This is a genomic window from Paenibacillus sp. TAB_01 (assembly GCF_043945595.1).
Classification (GTDB): Bacteria; Bacillota; Bacilli; order Paenibacillales; family NBRC-103111; genus Paenibacillus_S.
In genome coordinates this window covers 4,345,355-4,367,947 of record NZ_JBIFNP010000001.1, presented here as the reverse complement: position 1 = coordinate 4,367,947, position 22,593 = coordinate 4,345,355, and the positions used below count along the sequence as shown (strand labels likewise).

Annotated in this window: 21 protein-coding genes and 3 pseudogenes; 14 read left to right on the top strand and 10 right to left on the bottom strand. The window is 53.6% G+C overall.

The window, feature by feature from the left end; genetic code table 11:
* The first annotated feature begins 181 nt into the window (after positions 1-181).
* The 3 genes and pseudogenes from ACHHV8_RS21340 to ACHHV8_RS21330 all read left to right on the top strand — a co-directional run bounded on the left by ACHHV8_RS21340 (position 182) and on the right by ACHHV8_RS21330 (position 3,405).
* Positions 182-1,457 (top strand): annotated as a pseudogene (locus ACHHV8_RS21340) (acetylornithine deacetylase).
* The gene (tenA, locus tag ACHHV8_RS21335) at positions 1,454-2,128 is read left to right on the top strand and encodes a thiaminase II (RefSeq protein WP_395161366.1); all 675 of its coding nucleotides are present in this window, start codon (positions 1,454-1,456) and stop codon (positions 2,126-2,128) included. Before ACHHV8_RS21340 ends, tenA begins: the two are co-directional and overlap by 4 nt.
* 41 nt (positions 2,129-2,169) lie before the next feature.
* Positions 2,170-3,405 carry an aminopeptidase gene (locus ACHHV8_RS21330; protein ID WP_395161364.1) on the top strand — a complete coding sequence of 412 codons (1,236 nt, stop codon included), beginning with the start codon at positions 2,170-2,172 and terminating at the stop codon, positions 3,403-3,405.
* A 146-nt stretch (positions 3,406-3,551) separates the two neighbouring features.
* Here ACHHV8_RS21330 and ACHHV8_RS21325 read toward each other — a convergent pair whose 3' ends face one another.
* Positions 3,552-4,493 carry an aldo/keto reductase family protein gene (locus ACHHV8_RS21325; RefSeq protein WP_395161362.1) on the bottom strand — a complete coding sequence of 314 codons (942 nt, stop codon included), beginning with the start codon at positions 4,491-4,493 and terminating at the stop codon, positions 3,552-3,554.
* Between the two features lie 422 nt (positions 4,494-4,915).
* Between ACHHV8_RS21325 and ACHHV8_RS21320 the strand changes: the two genes are divergently transcribed.
* Genes ACHHV8_RS21320 through ACHHV8_RS21310 form a run of 3 tightly spaced genes read left to right on the top strand, consistent with a single transcriptional unit; the run spans position 4,916 to position 5,799 of the window.
* A complete protein-coding gene (locus ACHHV8_RS21320) occupies positions 4,916-5,101 on the top strand; it encodes a Spo0E family sporulation regulatory protein-aspartic acid phosphatase (RefSeq protein WP_395161360.1) in 186 nt (61 codons plus the stop codon).
* A gap of 60 nt (positions 5,102-5,161) precedes the next feature.
* On the top strand, positions 5,162-5,551 hold the full coding sequence (locus ACHHV8_RS21315) for a hypothetical protein (protein ID WP_395161358.1): 390 nt from the start codon (positions 5,162-5,164) through the stop codon (positions 5,549-5,551).
* An 11-nt stretch (positions 5,552-5,562) separates the two neighbouring features.
* The gene (locus ACHHV8_RS21310; protein WP_395161356.1) at positions 5,563-5,799 is read left to right on the top strand and encodes a DUF6953 family protein; all 237 of its coding nucleotides are present in this window, start codon (positions 5,563-5,565) and stop codon (positions 5,797-5,799) included.
* 129 nt (positions 5,800-5,928) lie between these two features.
* On the opposite strand, the gene ACHHV8_RS21305 is transcribed toward ACHHV8_RS21310, so the two are convergent.
* Complete coding sequence (locus tag ACHHV8_RS21305; RefSeq protein ID WP_395161354.1) at positions 5,929-6,570, bottom strand: TetR/AcrR family transcriptional regulator; 642 nt, start codon at positions 6,568-6,570, stop codon at positions 5,929-5,931.
* 180 nt (positions 6,571-6,750) lie between these two features.
* Here ACHHV8_RS21305 and ACHHV8_RS21300 point away from each other — a divergent pair, with 180 nt between their 5' ends.
* Complete coding sequence (locus ACHHV8_RS21300) at positions 6,751-7,983, top strand: MFS transporter (RefSeq protein ID WP_395161352.1); 1,233 nt, start codon at positions 6,751-6,753, stop codon at positions 7,981-7,983.
* Positions 7,984-8,068: 85 nt separating this feature from the next.
* Positions 8,069-8,347, top strand: a complete 279-nt coding sequence (locus ACHHV8_RS21295; RefSeq protein WP_395161350.1) for a hypothetical protein — start codon at positions 8,069-8,071, stop codon at positions 8,345-8,347.
* A gap of 282 nt (positions 8,348-8,629) precedes the next feature.
* Here the strand turns inward: ACHHV8_RS21295 and ACHHV8_RS21290 are convergent, their stop codons facing one another.
* Positions 8,630-8,818 carry a YqaE/Pmp3 family membrane protein gene (locus ACHHV8_RS21290; RefSeq protein ID WP_395161348.1) on the bottom strand — a complete coding sequence of 63 codons (189 nt, stop codon included), beginning with the start codon at positions 8,816-8,818 and terminating at the stop codon, positions 8,630-8,632.
* 152 nt (positions 8,819-8,970) lie between these two features.
* On the opposite strand from ACHHV8_RS21290, the gene ACHHV8_RS21285 reads away from it, so the two are divergent.
* Positions 8,971-9,222, top strand: coding sequence for a DUF7667 family protein (locus ACHHV8_RS21285; RefSeq protein ID WP_395161346.1), 252 nt, complete (start codon positions 8,971-8,973; stop codon positions 9,220-9,222).
* A 141-nt stretch (positions 9,223-9,363) separates the two neighbouring features.
* On the opposite strand, the gene ACHHV8_RS21280 is transcribed toward ACHHV8_RS21285, so the two are convergent.
* Positions 9,364-9,561, bottom strand: a complete 198-nt coding sequence (locus ACHHV8_RS21280) for a cold-inducible protein YdjO-related protein (RefSeq protein ID WP_395161344.1) — start codon at positions 9,559-9,561, stop codon at positions 9,364-9,366.
* A 220-nt stretch (positions 9,562-9,781) separates the two neighbouring features.
* Here ACHHV8_RS21280 and ACHHV8_RS21275 point away from each other — a divergent pair, with 220 nt between their 5' ends.
* Together ACHHV8_RS21275 and ACHHV8_RS21270 are read left to right on the top strand one after the other, a co-directional pair.
* Positions 9,782-10,078, top strand: a complete 297-nt coding sequence (locus ACHHV8_RS21275; protein ID WP_395161342.1) for a Rieske (2Fe-2S) protein — start codon at positions 9,782-9,784, stop codon at positions 10,076-10,078.
* A gap of 201 nt (positions 10,079-10,279) precedes the next feature.
* Positions 10,280-11,071: pseudogene (locus ACHHV8_RS21270) on the top strand (DUF2087 domain-containing protein); the annotation flags it as partial.
* Between the two features lie 379 nt (positions 11,072-11,450).
* Here ACHHV8_RS21270 and ACHHV8_RS21265 read toward each other — a convergent pair.
* The 5 genes from ACHHV8_RS21265 to ACHHV8_RS21245 all read right to left on the bottom strand — a co-directional run bounded on the left by ACHHV8_RS21265 (position 11,451) and on the right by ACHHV8_RS21245 (position 17,646).
* The gene (locus ACHHV8_RS21265) at positions 11,451-11,639 is read right to left on the bottom strand and encodes a hypothetical protein (protein WP_395161340.1); all 189 of its coding nucleotides are present in this window, start codon (positions 11,637-11,639) and stop codon (positions 11,451-11,453) included.
* Positions 11,640-11,715: 76 nt separating this feature from the next.
* Positions 11,716-14,046: a helix-turn-helix domain-containing protein gene (locus ACHHV8_RS21260; RefSeq protein ID WP_395161338.1), complete on the bottom strand. Its 2,331-nt coding sequence runs from the start codon at positions 14,044-14,046 to the stop codon at positions 11,716-11,718.
* Between the two features lie 151 nt (positions 14,047-14,197).
* Positions 14,198-15,730 (bottom strand): extracellular solute-binding protein, encoded by a 1,533-nt coding sequence (locus ACHHV8_RS21255; RefSeq protein ID WP_395161336.1) that lies wholly within the window; start codon positions 15,728-15,730, stop codon positions 14,198-14,200.
* Between the two features lie 35 nt (positions 15,731-15,765).
* The gene (locus ACHHV8_RS21250; protein ID WP_395161334.1) at positions 15,766-16,638 is read right to left on the bottom strand and encodes a carbohydrate ABC transporter permease; all 873 of its coding nucleotides are present in this window, start codon (positions 16,636-16,638) and stop codon (positions 15,766-15,768) included.
* A gap of 51 nt (positions 16,639-16,689) precedes the next feature.
* A complete protein-coding gene (locus ACHHV8_RS21245) occupies positions 16,690-17,646 on the bottom strand; it encodes an ABC transporter permease (RefSeq protein WP_395163581.1) in 957 nt (318 codons plus the stop codon).
* Between the two features lie 398 nt (positions 17,647-18,044).
* Here ACHHV8_RS21245 and ACHHV8_RS21240 point away from each other — a divergent pair, with 398 nt between their 5' ends.
* Positions 18,045-19,928, top strand: a complete 1,884-nt coding sequence (locus tag ACHHV8_RS21240) for a heparinase II/III domain-containing protein (protein WP_395161332.1) — start codon at positions 18,045-18,047, stop codon at positions 19,926-19,928.
* Between the two features lie 82 nt (positions 19,929-20,010).
* Here ACHHV8_RS21240 and rpiA read toward each other — a convergent pair whose 3' ends face one another.
* A complete protein-coding gene (rpiA, locus tag ACHHV8_RS21235) occupies positions 20,011-20,694 on the bottom strand; it encodes a ribose-5-phosphate isomerase RpiA (RefSeq protein WP_395161330.1) in 684 nt (227 codons plus the stop codon).
* A 192-nt stretch (positions 20,695-20,886) separates the two neighbouring features.
* On the opposite strand from rpiA, the gene ACHHV8_RS21230 reads away from it, so the two are divergent.
* Entirely contained in the window at positions 20,887-21,801 is a 915-nt protein-coding gene (locus ACHHV8_RS21230; RefSeq protein WP_395161328.1) for a sugar phosphate isomerase/epimerase family protein, read from the top strand.
* Positions 21,802-21,857: 56 nt separating this feature from the next.
* A pseudogene (locus tag ACHHV8_RS21225) lies at positions 21,858-22,416 on the top strand (acyl-CoA thioesterase).
* The last annotated feature ends 177 nt before the right edge of the window (positions 22,417-22,593 follow it).

Sequence of the window (22,593 nt, the reverse complement as noted above, 5' to 3'; positions counted from 1 at the left end):
GTTTGTTTGTATTGACCGGGCCTGTATGTTAAAATTTTACGTGCATGAGGCCGGCCAGCTTGGTTTTACAGTATTGCTATAGGCTATCTTTCTGCGCAAGTGAACCTACATAGACACGGCTGTCCGGAACGAAGGACGGCGTATTTTTATTTTCAGGGTTAAGGGGAGGAGAGAAGAGCCTATGAACGAGAGGCTGGAAGGCCTTCTTCAGCAGGTAGACCGTCGTCAGGAAGAGCTGATCGGGCTGCTGGAGCGGCTGGTCCGCTTCAAGACGCCGTCGCCGCCTGCAAGAAATACGGAGGAAGCGCAGCGGTTTATCGCCTCCATGCTGCGGGACATGGGATGCGACGTGGACCAATGGGACGTTTACCCAGGGGATCCGAATGTGGTAGGCGTGCTGAAAGGTACCGAACCGGACCGTTTCAAGAGCCTGATCATCAATGGGCATATCGACGTAGCGGAGGTAAGCGAGGACGAGCCGTGGGAAAAAGACCCCTTCACGCCGATCGTCAGAGACGGGAAGATTATCGGCCGCGGCGTTTCGGATATGAAAGGGGGCTTGGCGGGCGCGCTGTTCGCGCTTCAATTGCTTCATGAAGCGGGCATACGGCTGCCAGGGGACGTCACGTTTGAATCCGTCATCGGCGAAGAGGTCGGCGAGGCGGGGACGCTGGAATGCTGCAAGCGCGGATATGCCGCGGATTTTGCCGTCGTCGTCGATACGAGCGACCTGCATATCCAGGGCCAGGGCGGCGTCATCACCGGATGGATTACGGTGAAGAGCAAGCAGACGCATCACGATGCGACGCGGAAAAATATGATCCATCCGGGCGGGAAGCTGTTCGGTGCCAGCGCGATCGAGAAGATGATGAAGGTTCAGCAGGGACTGCAGGAGCTGGAACGTCACTGGGCGGTCATGAAGAGCTATCCGGGCGTCGCGCCGGGGGCCAACACGATCAATCCTGCGGTGATTGAAGGCGGCAGGCATGCGGCCTTTATCGCGGATGAGTGCCGGCTGTGGATCACCGTCCACTTCTATCCGAATGAGACGCATGAGCAGGTCATCCGTGAAATTGAGGACCGATATCCTCAGCGTGGCTGCAGCCGATCCGTGGCTAAGGGAAAACCCGCCGGAGTTCCGCTGGGGCGGTTCATCCATGATCGAGGACCGGGGCGAAATTTTCCCGGCGCTCGAGGTCGATCCGCAGCATCGGGGAACCCAAGCCTTGATGCATGCGCATGAGAGTGTCTTCCGGCGGCAGCCGGAGGTAGATGTCTCGCCTACGGTAACGGACGGCGGATGGTTCGGGGACGCCGGCATTCCGGCCGCGATCTATGGACCGGGCAGTCTGGCGCATGCGCACGCAGTCAATGAGCAGCTTTCCATTGAGCAGCTGGTCCAGTTTACGAAGGTGATACTGCAATTCATCTATGAATGGGGGCATACGAGAAAATGAAGTTTACGGAGCATTTGTATGCCAAGTTCAAGGCGGATTGGCGCAAAAACCAAGAGCACCCTTTTATTGTGGACATGGGGAAGGGCACGCTTGACCTCGATAAATTCCGCTTCTATATGATACAGGACTACTTATATTTAATCGATTATGCCAAGCTGTTCGCTTTGGGCGCGGTGAAAGCCTCCGACTTGAAGACGATGGGCATCTTCGCCTCGCTGCTGGATTCAACGCTGAACGAGGAGATGTCGCTGCACCGGACGTATGCCGCCCGATTCGGCATTTCCGAGGCGGAGCTGGAAGCCGCCAAGCCGTCTCCGGTGACGCTGGCCTACACGCATTATATGCTCCATGCAGCGCAGAACGGCCCCTTGTCTCATCTGGTAGCGGCGCTGCTGCCCTGCATGTGGAGCTATTGGGATATCGGGACGGAGCTGAACCGGATTCCTGGCGCAGCCGAGCATGAGTATTACGGGGAATGGGTCCGGATGTACAGCTCCGAGGAGTTTGGTTCGCTCGCCAAGTGGTGTATCGGGCTGATGGATGAGCTGGCCGGCGGCGCTTCCGAAGCGGAGCGCCGCCGGCTGGAGGAGATCTTCCTGCATACGACCCGATTTGAATATATGTTCTGGGACATGGCCTACCATCAAACGATGTGGCCGTCGGACAACTAACTTTCAGACAGCACGATAAGACGATCATAGGAGGAATAAAGATGAGTTCGTTTGAACAAAGCCTGGAAAAATATGCGGAGCTGGTCGTTCGGGTGGGGGTCAACCTGCAGCCGGGCCAGATCCTGTTTGTCGAATCCCCGTTGGAGGCGGCGGAATTTACCCGTCAGGTAGTGAAGAAGGCTTATCAGGCAGGGGCCAAGTACGTGCAGGTCAATTGGGATGACGAGCAGGTGACGAGAAACCGGTTCCAGTATGCGGAGGAAAGCACCTTCGCCTATTATCCTGAGTGGATTCCTCCAACGATGGAGAAGCTGGCTGAAGGCGGAGGCGCCTTGTTGAACATTAAGGTGCCGGATCCGGAGCTGTATCAGGGCATCGATTCCGATAAAGTCACAGCTGCCACGAAAGCGGCTGCGGTCGCCAGAGCCAAGTTCCAAGGCTATGTCCGTAACAAGAAGTTCAGCTGGTGCCTCGTCAAAGCTCCGACCCGGGCCTGGGCGTCCAAAGTATTCTCAGATCTGCCCGAGGAAGAGCGGGTACCGGTGATGTGGGAGACGATTTTCCGGATGAACCGGGTAGACCGGGAGAACCCGATCACCGCTTGGGAAGAGCATATCGGACGCTTGAAGAGCGTCAAGACGATCCTGAACGAGAAGAAATATACAAGGCTGCACTACAAAGCGCCGGGCACCGATCTGTCGGTGGAGCTTCCGGAAGGGCATGTGTGGCACGGCGGCGGCACGACGAACGACGACGGAGTTTATTTTGTCGCGAATATGCCTACTGAGGAAGTGTACACCATGCCTAAGCGGACCGGTGTAGAAGGTACGGTTACAAGCACGAAGCCGCTGAACCTGAACGGACGGCTTGTCGACCAATTTACATTGACCTTCGAGGCGGGGCGCATCGTGAAATATACGGCCAAGCTGGGCGAGCCATATTTGAAGGCGCTGTTCGAGACGGATGAAGGCGCAAGCTATTTGGGTGAGGTGGCGCTCGTGCCGCACGACTCGCCGATCTCCAACCTGAACCGCGTATTTTACAATACAGGGATCGATGAGAACGCGTCGTGCCATTTCGCGGTCGGCAGCGCCTACCCGTTCACGCTGGAGAACGGCACGTCCATGACGAAGGAAGAGCTGCTTGCCGCCGGAGCCAACGTCAGCCTGACACATGTCGACTTTATGGTCGGCTCCGCCGAGCTGGACATTGACGGCGAGCTGCCGGACGGTACGGTTGAGCCGGTGTTCCGCAAAGGCAACTGGGTCGTCCAATAGGCAGCATAGGCGGATGCTGCGCAGGGGCTTGCCCTGCAGCCGAAGCGACAAAAGAGCTGTTTACGCCGGAGAACCGGTTGTAAACAGCTCTTTTATTTAATGCGTGCTTGCCGTTCAAAGGAACAGCAGCACGCTGCTTGCGTCCCTTAGTCCTGCAGAATGGCTTCAATCGATTGAAGCACATCGCCGCTAAGCTCGATGCCGCTGGCCGAGCAGTTTTCAACAACTTGCTCCGGACGGCTTGCGCCTACCAGGGCGCTGGCTACGTTGTTTTGTCTCAGGATCCACGCAATCGCCAGCTGGGACAGCTTGATGCCAAGCTCGTCGGCAATTTTGCCGAGCTGATCGACTTTGCGGAGCGACGATTCGTTCAGGCGCTTCTCATCCCAGTTTTTGCTGGCCGCGCGGCTGTCTGCGGGAACCGGCTGGCCGATCCGGTATTTGCCTGTCAGCAGACCTTGGGCAAGCGGAGAGAAGACGACTTGGCCGAAGCCTTTGGACTCGCCGATCGGAATGATTTCTTTTTCAATGTAACGGTTGAACAGATTGTAAACAGGCTGGTTGACGATAATCTTGTCGAGCAGCAGCTTGTCCGCAATGGCGTAGGCTTCTACGATTTGCGCAGGCGTCCATTCACTCACGCCGATATAGAGCACTTTGCCTTGAGTAACCAGATCGTCCAGCGCGCGCAGCGTCTCTTCGAGCGGCGTTTGCGGATCGTAGCGGTGGCAGTAATAAATGTCGATGTAGTCGGCGCCAAGACGCTTCAGGCTGGCTTCCGCCTGTTCCATGATGTGCTTGCGGGATAGACCGCGGTCATTCGGCCCGTCGCCCATCGTGTTGAATACTTTGGTAGCGAGAACGTACGATTCTCTCGGATAACGGGACAAAGCTTTACCCATCACCTTTTCCGCTTCTCCGCGCTCGTACACGTTCGCTGTATCGAAGAAATTAACGCCGAGATCGTAGGCTTGTTCGATCGATTTCACGGCAGGGTCGTCGCCGACATAGCCTCCATAAGTCAGCCAGCTGCCCAAGCTGATTTCGCTGACTTTTAATCCGCTGTTTCCTAACCTTCTATATTTCATTTTCACAGCCTCCTCTATCGTTCTCTATTTCATGCACATAGCTATTATATGTACAATTGCTATTTTTGGTAAGAACTGAAAAAGAGTTCATTTAGTAACCATGAGGTTCTTCTCTAACGTCAGGGTAAGTAGCTACCTTCTAATCTTTGGCTGATCCGGGGAGCCCGTCGGAGCTGATAAACTCGCGGCAAATTCGCAGCAGCTGTGCATGTATTTATTCATTTAAGCTCATATTACGAAAGCTGAAGAAGTTCACGAAAAAGGCAAGGCTTTCCATATTGTGAAACAATGTGCTAAAAGGTATAATGATTCGGTACGCTGAAAAAAAGCAGTCGACAGGACCGGATTGTGGAATAAGCTTCCATATGACAGGCATAATCGCACGGACGGATTTCGTAAAGGTAGCAGGCGGGTGAAAAGGGTTGGATCAGGACGGGCTGAGCCAAATAATTGAGGAATTGAAGCGGTTGTTAATCGATGTGTCGGTCAGACAAAAGTTTAATTTGCAGCATCCCGAGGTACAGCAAATCAGCCGGACCTTGGACGGGTATATTGTACAGTATATGAAGATCAAGCAGCAGGGGAAAACGAGCTTTCCCCAAACGTAACAGATCGTTAGGATACAGTACGGGACAGCCGGACGTTGGGGATGAACGAGGTGAAAAGGTGTGACAGGTTGGATGGCATGGCTGGGCGCAGCGCTTCTTGTTCTGATTCTAGCCGTGGTCAATAAACGGCTGAAACGGTCGGGGCCGCTCGGCAAAGCTGCGGACGGATTAAGGCAGCTTGTCCTCAAGCAGCGCGAAGGCCGAAGCACGCCGGAGGATTTGCCGTTGTGGGAAGCCTGTCTCGATCGGCTTGCGGCCTATCCCAGCGAATACAACGAGCTGAATGCGGAGCTGAGATTCCTCGACGCGTTCGCGCAGTTTCTTGGCACGCACTATCCGTCGGATGAGAGAATACCGTCTCTTCAGACAGCAGGAAGTTACAGGAAAGATACCATTTGGGGCGTCAAGATTCATAGAGAAGACAGAGAAAGCAGAAATGACAGATCATAAGGAGCATAACGATGGATATTACGGCAGAGGAAGTCGCCCAGTGGATGCTGAAGGAAGTCAAGTTCGCCGGCATCCTGTATCAGAGCGAAGCGGTACGCTATATCACGGAGCATTACGGAGAAAGCTTCATCTATACGAATGAGAATGGCAATGTCTCGATTGCAAAGGAAGTTAAAAAAATATTCAAAAAGCTGCACGGGGGCCGGGTCGCCTGGGACCGGGACGGTTTTTTCTGGGGATGGACTTAAGCTCTCTGCTCCCCCCAGCGCCCAGGCTTTCCCATGGTTAGTCAAAGCCCCGCCTCACTTCAATATTCCCCCAGGTTATTGCTCTCTTTCCTTCTTGCAGACGGGCGGACAATCCCCCGCACAAATCCTTCATTCTTCGTTGCGGAGCAAAAAAAGCTTCAGCATCTGTTTATCGAAAGGCTTTTCGAATAATGTCAATCCTCTGCTTGCAGCGATGACAATCGAGTGGATAAAGCTAAGAAACAGAAAGGCCAGCTGCTGCGGGTCTTCCCGGACAAAAAGCCGCTTCTCCTGCCCTTCAACGAAGATGGAGGCAATAAGCTGAATATTCTCGTTTATTTTCCCCTTCACCGAATCCTTAAGCTCTTGGCCTACGCTGTCCGAATGGAAGAACTGGTCGATGAATAACTGATGGAAAATAGCGTCGTTCCATTGACCCGTTTGAAACGGCTCGGCAATCAGCGCCAGCTGGCCGTAAGCATCAATCGGCTGTGACTTGGCATGCTCCACGAGCAGCTTCAGCCGGCACAGGTTCCGTTCCAGTATCGTAATGTAAATTTCTTCTTTGGAATGAAAATAATTATAAACCAAGCTGTGACTCATCTTGGCTTTTTTGGCGATATCGGAGATTTTGGTGTCGGCTAATCCGTTTTTGGCGAACAGCTCCAACGCCGCAGTCAAAATTTGCTCGCAGCGTTCTCTGCGCAGCTCCAGATCCCGTTCGATATTTCGTGGCATGAGCGTAGTGTGCCCGCCTTTCTTTCCGTTCATTAGTAAGACTCTTCGTGAAGACTTATCCCATGATAGTGCGAGAAGCAAAAAACTGTCAAGGTCTACAAATTGACTCCGAGTCGATCTGTAGAATATACTTAGACTTGCGGGTAGGAGATCCATGCCACGATGGATGAAAAGATATGGAAATAAACGGAAATAAAGGGGAGATTGTTCTATATGAGAGCAGCTGCTGACAAAAAGCCGCCGTTGCTTTTCTTAATGGTCAATATGTTCATTGCCATGCTGGGAATAGGACTTATTATTCCGGTCCTGCCGGATTTTCTAAAAGAATTTGACGCTGGGGGGAAGGTTGCGGGGTATCTGGTTGCCGCGTTCGGCCTCACCCAATTTATTTTTTCTCCGATTGCCGGAGAATGGTCCGATAAATACGGACGCAAGAAAATGATCGTAGCCGGGCTGGCGCTCTTCACGCTGTCCAACCTGGTATTCGCTCTGGCGGGCTCGGTCTGGATGCTGTATGTTTCCCGTTTGCTCGGGGGGATCGGCGCGGCCACGATGATTCCATCGATTATGGCGTACATCGCCGATATTACGACGGAACAGAACCGCGGTAAAGGCATGGGGCTTCTCGGCGCAGCCATGTCGCTCGGATTCGTCGTCGGACCCGGCATCGGCGGTTTTCTCGCAGAGCTCGGCTTGCGGACGCCGTTCTATGTCTCGGCCGGTGTCGGCTTCCTGGCGATGGTCGGCTCCATCTTCTTCCTTGCGGAATCCTTGTCCAAGGAAGCGCAGATGGCTCACCGCAGCCAGCAGGTGAAGAAGGACAATATTTTCAAGCAATTTGCCCAGTCGTTCAAAGCGCCGTATTTTATTATTTTGCTGCTGGTCTTTACAATGACCTTCGGCCTTGTCAACTTTGAAGCGATTTTCCCGCTGTTCGTGGACAAAAAATTCGGCTACACGCCGCGCGACATTTCGATTCTGATTACGGTCGGCGCGCTGATCGGTACATTGGTTCAAGGGGTTTTCATTAACAAGCTCATTCTCCGCTTCGGGGAGAGAACGCTGATTAACGGCACCTTCCTGCTGTCCGCCGTCTGTCTTGTGCTGATGCTGATGTCGGGCAACTTCTGGTACGTCCTGCTGATTACGATGCTGTTCTTCACGTTTACTTCGATTATGCGTCCGGCGTTGAATACGATGCTGTCCAAAATGGCAGGCGACGAGCAGGGCTTCGTTGCCGGAATGAACAACGCGTACATGAGCTTGGGCAACATTTTCGGTCCGGCTTTGGCGGGAATTTTGTACGATGTGAATTTGAGCTTCCCTTACATGTTCGGCGCAATCGTTCTGTTGGCCAGCTTTGCGATTTCCGTGCTGCGGGGCAAAAAGACGATGCCTTCCGCTGTGGCCAGCGCGGCTGCGGCAGAGAATAAATCTTGGCATTAAGGTCTGTAACCACCTCCTTCTTGTATGTATAGGAACCCGGCTCTTGTCAGAAAATAGGGAGACTAAGGAGGAGGAAGGGATACGGATGGTTAACCACTACGAGGATTTTATCGACGACCTGATCAGCCGCAATAAGGAGCTTTTTACCGAAGATGACTTCAGCGCTTGCCGCAAGGCCGTGACGGAGCTTGCCGAGATCGTGCATAATTTGGAAGAGACGCAGACCAAGTTCAGACGCAAGCTGTCGGAGGTCGCTGCGGAGGAGCATGACCATAAGGACAAAATTATTTATTTGCAAGGGCTGGTCGACGGGATGAATCTGGTCGTGGGCCCGTTGAAGGCTCATGTGCATACAAAACATTAACAGGCTGCCTCGGGCAGCCTGTCGGATTGTCGAGAAAGCCTAAGTGAACCATGCGTACCAACGCAGGTGGGGTATCTAAGCTTACGAAGCCCGTTTTTCTTCGAAAAACGCTTAGTTTACGTCCCCCTTTGAAATTCGTGAAATTACCTTTAGATTTAATCCAATTCACGGATTTCAACAGCGGCTGGAGGAAGATATCCCAGCGGAGTATCACATGAGTATCACACAATTTCAGGCTTTCTCGACAAGCTCAGGCTGCCCCAGGCAGCCTGTTTTATGTGCTTATTTGTGAAACATTCTCTCCATCCGCTCCACACGTTTGTCCTGCTTCCGTTCATGTACCACCATGCAGGCGTGAATAGCGCCCGGCAGCCAGAAGAAGAGCGTGAGAATCAGATTGAGCAGCGCCTGGAACGGTTTGCCGCAGAATAGCACCGCCACGGGAGGAAGCAATATCGCTAACAGATACATCGTACCCACCTCGCAAGTTCGATTTGAAAGTATAATAAGAAATACGCAAGTAGAATATGTAATGTTCCATATAAAAGGCACGGAACTCGTCTAAATTGTTTTTACCCTGTCCATACTATAACTATATTCATAGGTTGGGGAGGAAAGACATCATGCTATCGGTCCATTGGAGACTGGCGGAGCTGTGGACGCTCCAGAAGCAGAGAGAGCTGACGGAAGACGAGGAGTCCGAAATGTCCGCATGCCTGCATTACAACGCGATTTACGCGAGAAAACTGTCGCGGCTCTATAACTTATCGCTGGCCGCATCGATGACGAACGACATCGAGTGGCAGCATGAAATTTGCATGGAAATTGAGAAGCTGGAGCGTACGGGCCATAGTTCTCCCGAATTCCGCAGCTAGTAAATGAAAGCCGGCCTTCCGAGAGAGAAGGACGGCTTTTTAATCGTGATAAACAAGACAATTGAATGCGGTCGAACATCCATGAAAGGACGTCGATAGACGTTTTCTTATTCATATGTAGAGCCGGTTAGGGAAGCTCCTTTATTTTTTGGGCGCTTTGTACTTCTTCATCAGCTTGGGAAGATGCTTGATGCTCTTGATCATGGCGCCGCTGCACAAAGGGCATACGGGAGAAGGGGGAGCCATCTCTTCACGGATCCAGGACTTGCACTCATTGTTTCTGCATCTCCAGATGGGTACGGGCGCTAAATCGGCTTTTTTGGCTTCTGTTTCTTGCATGGGGATTTCACCTCCGGGTCATCGCTCGTTTCGGTCGGTTTGTTGACACAAGGATTAATATTAGCGGTTATCTGAAATTTAATCAATATCCCGAACCAAGAATTCATAAAGTTGTGACGGAATCCGAAATACATGCAAAAAAAGGGAATTTCCGAGAGAACGCGAATACATATCGTCGGCTGGAAAAGACTCTATTGCAGTAAGGAAAGGAAGGAACGTCATGAAAGAAATCGTACTTGAACCCGCCGGTCAATTCGAGCCGGTGCCTGCTGAGGCTGAGGTCGAGGGGCGCCCCTGTTATGTGCTCAAGGACGGGGAGCAGTACCGTCTGGTGTCGCGCAGATGCCCTCATGCGGGGCAGATGGTAGAATGGGAGGATGGAGAGCTGGTCTGCCCGATGCACGGCTGGACATTTAATCAGCATACGGGCGCCTGTTTGACGATCCCGGCCAAAAGGCTTGCGGAATACCGCATTGCGGAAAGAGACGGGAAGCTCGTCGTTCAATTGGAGGACTAAGCTTGGCAGCATCGGCTTTGAGCGGCCGGGCTGCCTTTTTTTAACATATCAAAATTTATAACCTTTCGGGGTCCCCGCAAAGTACCTGAGTCCGCCTCGAAGCATAAGCCCCACTTTGTGGGGTTATTTTATGCGGATAACTTGACATAATAACTAACAAAATATTATATTATCTATATAAATAACAAACAAAACAAGGAAGTGTTTATATTGGAACAGACGGATGAGCTGTTGAAAGCGCCGCTTCATGAGATTGTGAGAGGATATACGTTCCAGGAAAGCTCGGAATCCTATATATGTCTTGTATGCGGAAAAGCATTTGAAAAAGGAATGGTTTTTGCCGAGGACGGGCAATTTTATGAGGCGGAGAAATTTGCGAAGCTCCACATCCCCCGGGAGCATGGCTCCATGTTCGATTATTTATTAGGCCTTAACAAGAAATTGACGGGGCTCACGGATTTGCAAAAAAATCTGCTTCATTTGTTCTACGACGGCTATAGCGATAATGATATTGTGAAGCAGCTGGACGGAGGCAGCGCTTCTACGATCCGTAACCACCGGTTTGCGCTCAGAGAGAAAGAGAAGCAGGCAAAGCTCTTCCTGGCCATTATGGAGCTGCTGGAGCAGAAGCAGGCCGGCGGTGGAGGCAAAGGGGCAGATAAGTCGAAAAAGCAGCTGGTGGAGGTACACCGGACGGCGACCATGCGTGATGAAAGATATGCGTTGACTGAAGAAGAATTTCAAAACCTTGTCCTAACCTATTTCAAAGAAGGTCCGGATGGCCCTTTAAGCACCTTTCCGAAGAGAGAAAAACGGAAAATTGCCATTTTGCGTCATCTGATGAACCGGTTTACTGCGGGAAAACGCTATACGGAGAAGGAAGTGAATGCGGTTCTGCATGCCGCTTATCACGATTATGTCACCTTAAGACGTTATTTGATCGAATACGGATTTATGGATCGGGAGGAGGACGGCAGCAAGTACTGGGTAAAAGAGGGCGTCCCGGTTATGACGGACGAACGCCGCAAGGAGCTGCAAACCTCTTATCAGGAGAAGGCGCATCCGATGGGTGTTTATCAATTGCGCAATAAAGAGAACGGGAAGATGCTTGTAGGCAGCAGCATCAATTTGGATGCCATCTGGAACCGGCTTGAATTCGAGCTCAAGCAAAAAAGCAGCCGGAACAAGCAGCTGCAAAAGGATTGGAAGCAGTTCGGCGAGGAGGCGTTCGAGTTTGCGGTTCTGGAAGAGCTGAAGCCGGACAGCGGCAAAGGGCACGCCGAGATCACCCAAGAGCTTGCGGCCATGGAGGCGCGCTGGATCGAGAAGCTGCAGCCTTTCGGTGATCAGGGCTATAACGGATAAGGCCGGCTTAGGACTGCCGGCTTCTGGCGGGAAGCACTCTTTGCGCGACAGCCAGCACTGCCGTGTCAACGGCCGAGGCCAGCAGGGTGACCATAAACCAACTGGCCGTTCCCAGCGAGTAGTAGAGCAGGCCGTGAAAGCCGAATAAGAGCACGAACGCAAGCACCAGATTGACTTGCTTAATCCATTGAATCATGGAGGAAAGCCACCTTTCTTTTCGCACAATTAATGTTAGGATGGCCACCTATCTGGAAACTATACTCTTCCTGAACTTATTCAGTCACGGCCTCGGCCACGCTTCTTGACCGGTATTCACCGGGAGTAATGCCGCACAGCCGCTTGAAGCCGCGGATGAAATTTTGCGGGTTGTTATAGCACAGCCGCTCTGCGATTTCGGCGATTTTCAGGTCGGTGCCGCGCAGCAGCTCCTTCGCTTTTTCCATGCGGTACGCAATAATGTAATCGGTCAGCGTCATACCGGTTTCCGCTTTAAAGACATGGCTGAACTGGGAATTCGGCAGCGAGGCCATGTCCGCAAGCAGCGGCTGGGATAAGTCTTCATCATAATGCTCATGAATGTAGTCGAGCACCTTCTCCATAGTCCGCCGCTGGCGGACATTTCTGCGTTGGATGATATGCTGAATGAGGGTCGGGTAAATTTCCTCCTTGAGCCATTTGACGATGGCTTCACTCGTTCGCATCCGTCCAAGGCGCTGATATACATTATAATGAAACAGCTTGGGGCCCTGCTCCGGATCCAGCTCGAAAAGTGTCTTCAACGAAGCCGCCATCAGCTGGACAAAAGCCTGCTGCACATATTCGTAGCTGCCGCTTTCCTGGTCATGGGTCAGCCTGGCCGCAAAGGCGTCCACCTGCTGGCCGACCTGCTCCAGAGCTCCGAGCTTGATTCCCGTCAGAATATACTGCTCCTGCTCGATCGGGTATTCGTAGGAGGACGATTTGGGCAGCATCGAGCCGATGTAGATGACCTTGCCGCAGCCCTGCACCATCTGGTACTGGAGCGCCTCCTCGGCTTCCTTGCGGGAAAGCTTCAGCTGCTCCAGGCCGCGGTAGCAGTGGCCGATGCCGATGGTCACCGTAATGCGCAGCAGGCTGTGGATGACATCGCGCAGCTCCTCCGCCAGGATGAAGGCGTTTGTCTTCAGCTCATGAGGGGAGGAGCTCTCGCTGCCATGATTCAGCACGACGGCAATATGATCCGTCTGCGTCTGAAAGACCGCGCCGTGACCTCGCGGCACCAGCAGCTCCTTGGCGATGTTCATGGCGGCGTACGTGAACAATTGAACATCCTGCTCGGTCTGTCCCCGCATATGATCGAGCTCGACATACAGCACCGTATAGTATGCGGCAGGCATCTCGATGCCGTAATAGCGTAGCTTCTCCTCCACGTCTTTCGCATCCAGCGTGCCGGTGACGAGCTTCTGCAGGAAGTTCGCTCTGAGCAGAGGCATCGATTCCAGCATTTGCTGCTCGAGATGACGGTTCGCGGTATGCAGCGATTCCATGTAATGCCGCAGCAGGCCGAATTCATTCATCCCCGCTTGCGGGATAGGGAGGCCAGCGTGTTTTTTGCGGATGAGATCGATAATGCCGGTAAGCCTGCGGACAAACGACCCGGATAACGTAACGGCAGCGCCGATACTGATCAGGACGAGCATGAGGCTGGCGGCCAGCGTCGCTCGCTTGATCCACTGGATGCTGGAGGTCAGCTCGCGGATCGGCACCGCGGATACGTAGCGCCAGCCGTTGTAATCCGACTTTAAGTAGTTGATGAGCAGCTCCTGATTATGGATGGTGGCGGAATACATCTCCTCCGATGCGTCGGAGGCCGTCAGCCGCTGGAGCACGGGATTGCTGAAGTCCGGCTCCAGCAGATGCTTGTTCCAATCGGACAAAATGTTACCGGTCGGCGTCACGATCAGCATTTCGCCGCTTTGACCGAACTGCATGTGGGAGAAGACGTCGAACAGAGCGCGGTCGTTTAATTCGATAATGAGATAACCGAGCGGCTTCTCCGCAGAAACGGGAAGCTTCCGGACAAAGGTGACGACATGGGTTCCGCCTCTTGGTATACTGGGCACGGAACGGATTCGATCCATCCAGAAGAAGTCCTCGTTATGCTTCTGGATCTGTTCCAGAACGGAGGGATGCAGGCGGCTTGCGTCGGCAATGCCCTGACTCGGGTTTACGATCAGATTTTGCCGGGTCATATAGAGATAGACACCGTCCGTATCATTGATAAGCCCTTCCATCGATGTCAGGATCGTCATGATCGCTTGGAAGCGGGTTGGGTCCTCATATGGCTTGTCGAGAGACAGAAATTCCTTGAACAGCGGATTAAACGCATGCTGCAGCACGACCTTGTCCAGATTGACAAGCTTATCGTCGATTCGCTCCTGCACCTGCTTGACCGTCTCGCGGTTCGCCTTGCCGATTTCCTTGAACAGGGTGTGGCTGGCCAGCAAATAAGTCGTCATCCCGAGAATGGCTATGGGAACGATAGCCAGCAGGCAGGCGGTGATTATCACCTTCACTTTGACGGGACCGAAGGTCCATATCTGTTGAATCCAACGGGTGAGCATGACGGTTACCACCTTATGAAAGCGTTTTATATATGCCATAGTATATGTTCGATTCCTGTCCGCGTTTCCCTTCCTGAAATGTAAAATAGTTACTTAAGAACCAAAAACGCCCCTCGCCTTGTTAAACATCGAAGGGAGGGGCGCTGCAGAGTTATTTAGGCTGCTTCTGGTACCATTCGTTCGTTTCTTTCGTAATCTGGGCGCCGCCTTTGTCCAGCCATTCCTTGGCAAACCGGTCGAAATCGTCCATCGGCGCTTTGCCCATAACGAGCTTGACGTATTCTTCGTCGCGGAGCTTGTTCAGATCGGCCTGCTTATCCGGAGCCGAAGGGGCGACAAAGGCCATCGCGGGATTTTTGATCCCCATATCCTTAACGCGGTCAAGGTTTTCCTTCTGCGCCTTCTGCACGGCTTCCGGAGCCGTCAGCACGACATAGCTGTATGGGTCGTAAGGATTATGCTGAATCAAAGCGTCCACGCCGTCCGTTTTATATTTGTCGACATTTATCTTTTTGGTGCCGTCGGCATTTTTCGTATAATGGACGCCTTCCACGCCGAACCGCTTCATATCGTAGCCTTCATCGCTTGCCTGCCAGTCCAGCAGCTGGATGATTTTCTTCACCTTTTCCGGATCGGTCTTGGCGGGAACGACCCATTGCCCGAAGAAACCGGATGTTTCGCTGTACCCGAATTTGCCTGTAGGTCCGGCCGGAGGCTGAATCATGATCAGGTTCGCTTTAGGATCGACCTTGGCTAAGTTTTCAACATAGCGGGCATAGTCGCTTGTCTGGCCGCCCAGCAGAATGCCGGCCTTGCCGCCCTCCAGCTTCTCCCATACCTGCGTGTTCTTCAGGACGGCGAAATCTTTATCCAGACCGCCTTCCTGGTACAGCTTCCGAAGCCACTCCAGCGCCTGCTTCTTGCCAGGGGTAATGTCTGCGTTCATCAGCGTGCCGTCTTCCATCTTGCGCCAGCCTGCACCGGAGTCGAAAGCCATATACAGCGGATCCATATGGGAGACGTTCTCCCCGAAGGCGATACCGAACGTATCGGCTTTGCCGTTTTTGTCAGGGTCACCCGTCGTAAATTTGATGGCGGTTTGGTACAGCTCATCGACGGTTTTGGGTACCGGCAGCCCGAGATTGTCCAGCCAGTCCTTGCGGATCATGACGCCGGAACGGTTCAAGGCCCGGGTGCGGGGGACGCCGTACAGCTTGCCGTTAATTTTGACATTGTCAAGTATCGCCTGCGGCGTTTTCATCAGATTCGGCGCCGGCTTGATCGCCTCGTCCAGCGGAGCGAAGGCTCCTTGCTCGACATATTTGTTCAGCTCGGGATCGGGATAGTTCGTCCAAAGGATGATATCGGGCATATCGCCGGAGGCGAGGGTCACTTTCAGCTTGTCATTGTAGCTGTTATTCGGAACGGCCATCGGCTCGAATTCGATATTGAATTTGTCCTCGATATATTTCCATGCTTCATTTTTTTGCGGAGGATCGGAATACAGCGGATACATCATGCTGATTTTCATCCGCTTGCCGCTCTGGGCATCGGCGGATGGGTTGTTGTTGGCGGACGGATGTTGGTCTTCGGACCCGGGGACGACGGAGCAGCCCAGCAGGGACACGGCGGTTAGAGCGGAAACAGCGGTAACGGAAATCGGTTTGGACCAGCGTTTGGACATGAATGAGACCTCCTGATTAGTTTAATAAGGGAAGGCTATCCTTTGACGGAGCCCAGCAGAACGCCCTTGGCAAAATGCTTTTGCAGGAACGGATACACGAACAGGATCGGGACGGTGGCAACGATAATGGCGGCCATTTTGATCGTCGTAGGGATGATCTTCAGCTCGCCCATCGCCTGCTCGAACTCCTGGGTCGAGCCTTCGATAATCATCTGGCGGAGCACCACCTGAATCGGCCATAGGTTCGACTTGGTCACATAGATGACGGCCGCGAAAAACTGGTTCCAGTGCCCGACGGCATAGAACAGTGTGAACGTCGCGAGAGCGGGCATGGATAACGGAAGGACGATGCGGAACAGAACGCCGAGATTTTTACAGCCGTCAATCCTTGCGGCTTCTTCCAGCTCCTCGGGAATGCTTTGGAAAAAGTTTTTCATAATGATCAGATTGAAGGCGCTGATCGCGCCCGGAACGATGAGCGACCAGACGGTATTAATCATGCCGAGCGATTTGACAATCATATAGGAGGGAATCAGCCCTCCGCTGAACAAAATGCTGAATACGACGAGGAAGAGAATGATACGGCGTCCTTTCAGCCGTTTTTTGGCTAACGGATACGCCATGAAGGTCGTAAACAGCAGGTTTGTGAGCGTGCCGACCACCGTAATGAAGAAGGTCGTGTACAGGGAGCGTACAAAGTGCGCATTGGAGAAGATGGTCGTATACGCATCCCAGGTGACCTGCTCCGGCCACAGGATGACGCCTCCGCGCAGCACCTGCTGCAGCGGGGCCAGCGAGGTGGCCATAATGTAAATAAACGGAAACAAAGTGATGAACGCGCATAAAGTCAATACGATGAGATTGGCCGTGTCAAAGGCCCGGCTTCCCAGGGTAGGCTTGATGTGCATGGTAAGATTCTCCTTTCCTCTTACGTAGTTGGCAGGCGTGCTAAGAAGCCACTAGTATACGCCTTCCTCGCCGAATTTCTTGGTCAGCCAATTGGCGCTGACGACCAGTACGAGACCGATGATGGATTTAAACAAGCCGACAGCCGTTGTGTAGCTGAATTTGCCGCCGATCAGACCTTCCCGGTATACATACGTTTCGAATACGTCCCCGACATTGTTGACCGTAGAGTTCAGCATCAGAAAAATATGCTCGAAGCCGACGTCGAGAATATTGCCGAGCCGTAAGATCAGCAGAATGAAGATTGTGCTGCGGATAGCCGGAAGCGTAATATGCCACAGCTGCCTCCAGCGGCCGGCGCCGTCGACAATGGCGGCCTCGTACAGCTGCGTATCCACGCCGGACAAGGCGGCGAGAAAAATAATCGTGCCCCAGCCGGCTTCCTTCCAGATGCTCTGCGTCACGAGCAGGGAACGGAACCATTCCGACGTCGTCAAGAAGGGAAGCGCTTCGCCGCCCGACGATTTGATCAGCTCGTTGACGAGACCGCCCTGCGTGCCGAGCAGCAGGTAGGTCATCCCGGCCACGACCACCCAGGAAATAAAGTGGGGCAAATAAATGATCGTTTGAACGGAACGTTTGAAAAATTGATTTTTCACCTCATTTAAGAGCAGGGCGACGATAATTGGCGCGGGAAAGAAGAAGATCAGATTGTACAGGCTGATCAGGATCGTGTTGCGGAAAATTTGCCAAAATTTATCGTACTGAAATAAAGTAACGAAATGCTTGAAGCCGACCCAGTCGCTGCCGAGTATGCCTTTAAACGGACTGTAATCCTGAAAGGCGATGACGACGCCCCACATGGGTAAATATTTGAAGATCAGAAAGTAAAGCAAGCCCGGCGCCAGGAGCAGGTAAAGATCCCAATCGATCCAATACCGCTTCCAGCCGGGTTTGGCTGCTGCGGTTGAGGCTTTATCGAAGCCGGCCTCTGCGGTATCCGCTTTCATCAAAGTTCACGCTCCTTCTTAAGATGCTTGGTTGAATGACCGAAATGTCCGGGCGGCGCCCTGCTTTCAGCCTCATGCTCATCATTCTAGGGGAGGGAATTTGAAAAAGAAACAATCATTTCATTTGACACCTAAAACGCTTTCAAAACGCGGCGGCAGCGCGGTTTTACGGGAATAATCATCTCGTATGATTATCGTTCGGCAGGCATGAAGCGGGCTTGTACACACGGAAACGGTCCCTGCGGCGGATGATCTTCTAAAATGATCGTTTCCCCCGTACGCGCCTTGGTATAGAATAAGCTTTGTTTAAAGCTGTGCGCATACCGCGCGGTTTACCGTAATTTGGAGCAGGCAGGTTAAGGATGCGAATGAATACTATTTGAAGGAGCTGGTAACCCATGTTCAGTTCAAAGCTTTCACAAGAGCAAGCGGCGGAGCTGCTGCTTAGCGCAGAGCAATTCCATCCGTTTCCGAAAGGATTGGAACGCACCCGCTGGGAAGCTGTGCCATCGGAAATAAGGAGTGCCTGGATATCTTGGGCGGAGGAGAGACTGGATTGGGAATGGCCGATTCTGCCCGCCGTCCGTTACATGGATTATGTCGTGAACGGCAACCGGACGCGGTACGAAGCGGTTTATTTCGAACGCAGGCAGGCGGTTGCGGATCTGGTGATCGGCGAATGCCTTGAGGGGAAGGGGCGGTTCATAGAGCAGATTATTAACGGAATTTGGTGCCTTTGCGAGGAATCGGTATGGGTGGTACCCGCGCACCTATCTCTCTCGCCGCAGAGCAGGGGCTACGCGCTGCCCGATGTGACGGAGCAGGTGATTGACCTGTTCGCTGCAGAGACGGGGGCGCTGCTTGCCTGGACCGCGTATTTATTGGAGGATACGCTTCAGCTGGAATGTCCGATGCTGCTTCAGCGCATCCGGCATGAAGTGGGACGCCGTATTTTCGAGCCTTACCTGGACCGCGAAGATTTCTGGTGGATGGGCTATGGAGAGAAGAAAGTGAACAACTGGAACCCGTGGATTCATTCGAATTGCCTGGCGGCCTTTCTGATCCTGGAGCCTGATCCTGTAGTCCGAAGCCGGGCTGCCGCCAAAGCCGCCCACAGCCTGGACTTCTTCATGGGCGTATATCATCCTGACGGAGGCTGCGACGAAGGGCCGAGCTATTGGAGCCGGGCTGGCGCATCGCTGTTCGATTGTCTGGAGCTGCTGTATTGGGGAACGGGCGGAAAGCTGAGCTTTTATGAGGAGCCGCTTGTGCAGGAGATCGGCAAATACATCTACAGGGCGCATATTGCCGGCAACGAGTTTGTCAATTTCGCCGACGGCGACGGCCGCCTTCACATCGCAGGCAGCCTGGTTCACCGCTACGGACAGCGGATTCAGGATCAAGGCATGAGCCGCCTGGGGGCGTATGCGTTCCAGAAGAACGGCTGCTCCCGGGATAAAATCGCATCTTTGATGCGGATAACGGCCGAGGTGCTGGGGGCGGAAGCGCTGCTGGCCGAACCGGCGTCCCCTCCGTATGAACAGGATGTCTGGCTGCCGGATACGCATATTTTTGCGGCAAGGGAGCGTCAGGGGGACGGAAGCGGACTGTATGTGGCCGCCAAGGGCGGTCATAACGACGAGAGCCATAACCATAACGATATCGGCCATTTCATCGTCTACGGCAACGGGCAGCCGTTTCTGATCGACGCTGGGGTGGAAAGCTATACCTCGAAGACGTTCAGCCCGCAGAGGTACGAGATCCTGACCATGCAGTCGAGCTATCACAGTCTGCCTGAGGTGAACGGCTTCCAGCAGCAGGCCGGCAGCGATTACCGGGCCGGGGATGTGGCGTATGAGGCGGACGGGGCGAAGTCCGAGCTGTCGCTGAATATTGCGGCGGCCTATCCTGCGGAAGCCGGGATCAAGCAGTGGCGCCGAAGCTGCGCGCTGCACCGCGCGAGCGAGGATGCGCGCGCTTTCGTTGAAATCCGGGACCAGTTCGAGCTGCAGGAGGCGAGTGCCGAGGTCGTGCTGAATTACTTGACGCTGCAGCCGCCGAGCCTGCTGGACGGCTCCAGCATCGAGCTTCGGCACGAGAGCGGAGACCGGCTGCTGCTGGCATACGACGGGGAGGGGCTGGCTCCCTCGGTTGAGACCGTTCCCGTGACGGATTCCCGCATGCTGCCGATTTGGGGCGACCGCGTATACCGGCTGCAGCTGAAGGCGAAGCATGCTGTGAAGGCGGCGGATTGGACGCTCCGCATTCGATTGGCGGACTGAACGCCGCCGGACGGCGGAAACAGTAAACCTTAGCAAAAAAAACGGTGAACCTTGGCTTGATCGGGGTTCACCGTTTTGCGTTTCACTGCCGTTCACTACGGTGCAGCTCGCGTACGCTGCCGTCCTCACAGCCGATAACCGCCGAGCTGGCTATGCCGGCAAACAATCCGTTCTCGACGACGCCCGGAATGCGGTTGAGGCTTACGGCTAACGACGCCGGATCGGGAATGGCGCCGAAGCTGCAGTCGGCAATCCAATTGCCGTTGTCCGTGACGAAGGGCTGTCCGTCCTTCAGGCGGATTCGGGCTTCGCAGCCGAGCCGGGCGATGGCGTTCAGGGTCCAGTTCTCGGCAAACGGCACGAGCTCTACCGGCAGCGGGAACCGTCCGAGCGTCTCCACCCGTTTGGATTCATCGGCAATAACGATCATTCGCTTGCTGTTCCCAGCGAGAATTTTTTCCCGGAGCAGCGCCCCGCCGCCGCCCTTGATCAGGTGGAGCCGGTCATCCACCTCGTCTGCGCCGTCTATCGTGATGTCGATCACGTCGACTTCATGGAAGGGCGCAATAGGTATGCCCAGTTCCCGGGCAAGCGCCTCCGAGCTTTGGGAGCTGGCAACGGCTCTCAAGCTCAGTCCTTGCTCCTTGATTAAAGCGGCAATGCCGTGAATGGCCCAATACGCGGTAGAGCCTGTGCCTAATCCTACGGTCATTCCATCCTTGATATATGTTACGGCTTGTTCAGCGGCAGCTTTCTTGGCCTTCATCTCGACCAACCTCCTTTTACTTCATTTAACCTCCTCAAAAAGGATATGGCAAGAGGATCGCGAATATCATGCTTGAAAGAGCTTACAAAAATAACCCCACAAAGTGGAACTTATGCTTCGAAGCGGACTCAGGTACTTTGCGGGGACCCCGAAAAGTTATATAAATTGAAAATGAGAAACGAGGGAGTGCAAGTGCAGCGATTCTTGATTGGACAGTATGGCCGGTTTGACTATAGCAAATTTCAAAGGGATTTTCGTCCGGGCTTCTACGGAATCGAGGCCTGCCTGCTGGAGAGCGGGGAAGACATCCAGGCGCTGATTGATGAAGCGGAGAAGCATGCGTTTCGCGTCGGCATCCACTTTCCGCTCCGGGCGGGCGGACCTAGTCTTCGCGACGCCTTGTTTCTGGCTCAGGACGATGAAGTCCGCAAGGAAGCCTTCGCTTATGCGGAGAGGGAGCTGGAGGCTGCGGTACGGGTAAAGCCGGAATATATTCTGTTCCATTATCCGAAGCCGGTCATTCTGGACGACCGGGTAGATTGGCGGCATTGGAGATTCTCCGATCCGAGCGAGTATGTATATGAGAGTGCCTATGATTTGGAAACATTCCTTGACCGGAGCGAGCGGCATTTCTCCTGGCTGACGGAGAAGGGGAAGGCTTACGGCTTTAGACCGGTACTGGAGTTCGATGCCTTGAACCGCTACGTCTATGACACCGGCGAGGTGGTGAAGCTGCTTCAAAGGTATCCGGATATCAAGCTGTGTCTGGATACCGGCCGCCTGTTTCAACAGGAGAAGCTGGACCCGTATTTGGATGTGTCCCGGGTGCTGCGAACCTACGCTCCTTATGCCGCTTCCATCCATTTGTGGACGCTGCAGGTGCTGAACGATGGCAGCGGTGTTCGCCACAGCCATTTTCCGGCTCTGCCTGCGCTGGACCCGGCGGATGGCTGGGCTCCTATCGAAGCCTACCTGCAAATCATTGCGGAGGTCAATCCCGATGTGAACATCCTGTTCGAGCACCGTTCGGATTGGATCAGCGACGAGGAGCTGGAGGCCTGCTATCACTGGATTCATCGGCTGATGGGCGGGAAGCCGTCTGAATAAGCCGGAAAATTGCGGATTGCCCAAATGTATCCGATAATTTATAGTATGAAGTAAACATGCCCTGCCGGATAGTCCTGGCGGGGAATAAGGAGAGAACCGTTTTGGAACAACGATTTGCGAAAGAATCCCGATGCTACAAAACTTCCCGCGTATTTCCGACCGATGTCAATAATCACAATACGCTCTTCGGCGGTAAGCTGATGGCGTACATTGACGATATTGCATCCATTTCCGCTTCCAAGCACTGCAGACGCTCTGTCGTTACAGCCTCGACGGACTCGGTCGACTTTCTGTACCCGATCCGTCCGACGGATTCCGTCTGTCTGGAGTCGTTCGTCACCTATACCGGCAAAAGCTCGATGGAGGTGTTCGTCAAGGTCATGACGGAGGATTTAAAAACGGCGGAGCGCCGTATCGCCGCCACGTCTTTCCTGACCTTCGTCGCGCTCGACGAAAATAAGAGACCGGTTGCCGTGCCGCAGGTCGTTCCCGAATCGGAAGAGGAGAAGCGCCTGAACGAAACGGCCGAGGACCGGCGCGGAATTCCGAAGAATCCGCCGGGAAAAGAGTAAAAATTTCTCCGGTCACCTTACAACGAAATTCCCTTGGGAATAAGTTGTCCGCCCTCAAGAGACGGGGCTCTGTTCACTTCCTTACAGGAAGGGCAGAGCCCCGTCTTTTTTGTTCAGGATAAGCAGATCCGTTCTTTTCTTGAGCTTGTCGAGAAAGCTTGAATTTGTGTGATACTCCGGTGGGGTATCCTCCTCCAGCCGCTGATGAAACTCGTGAATT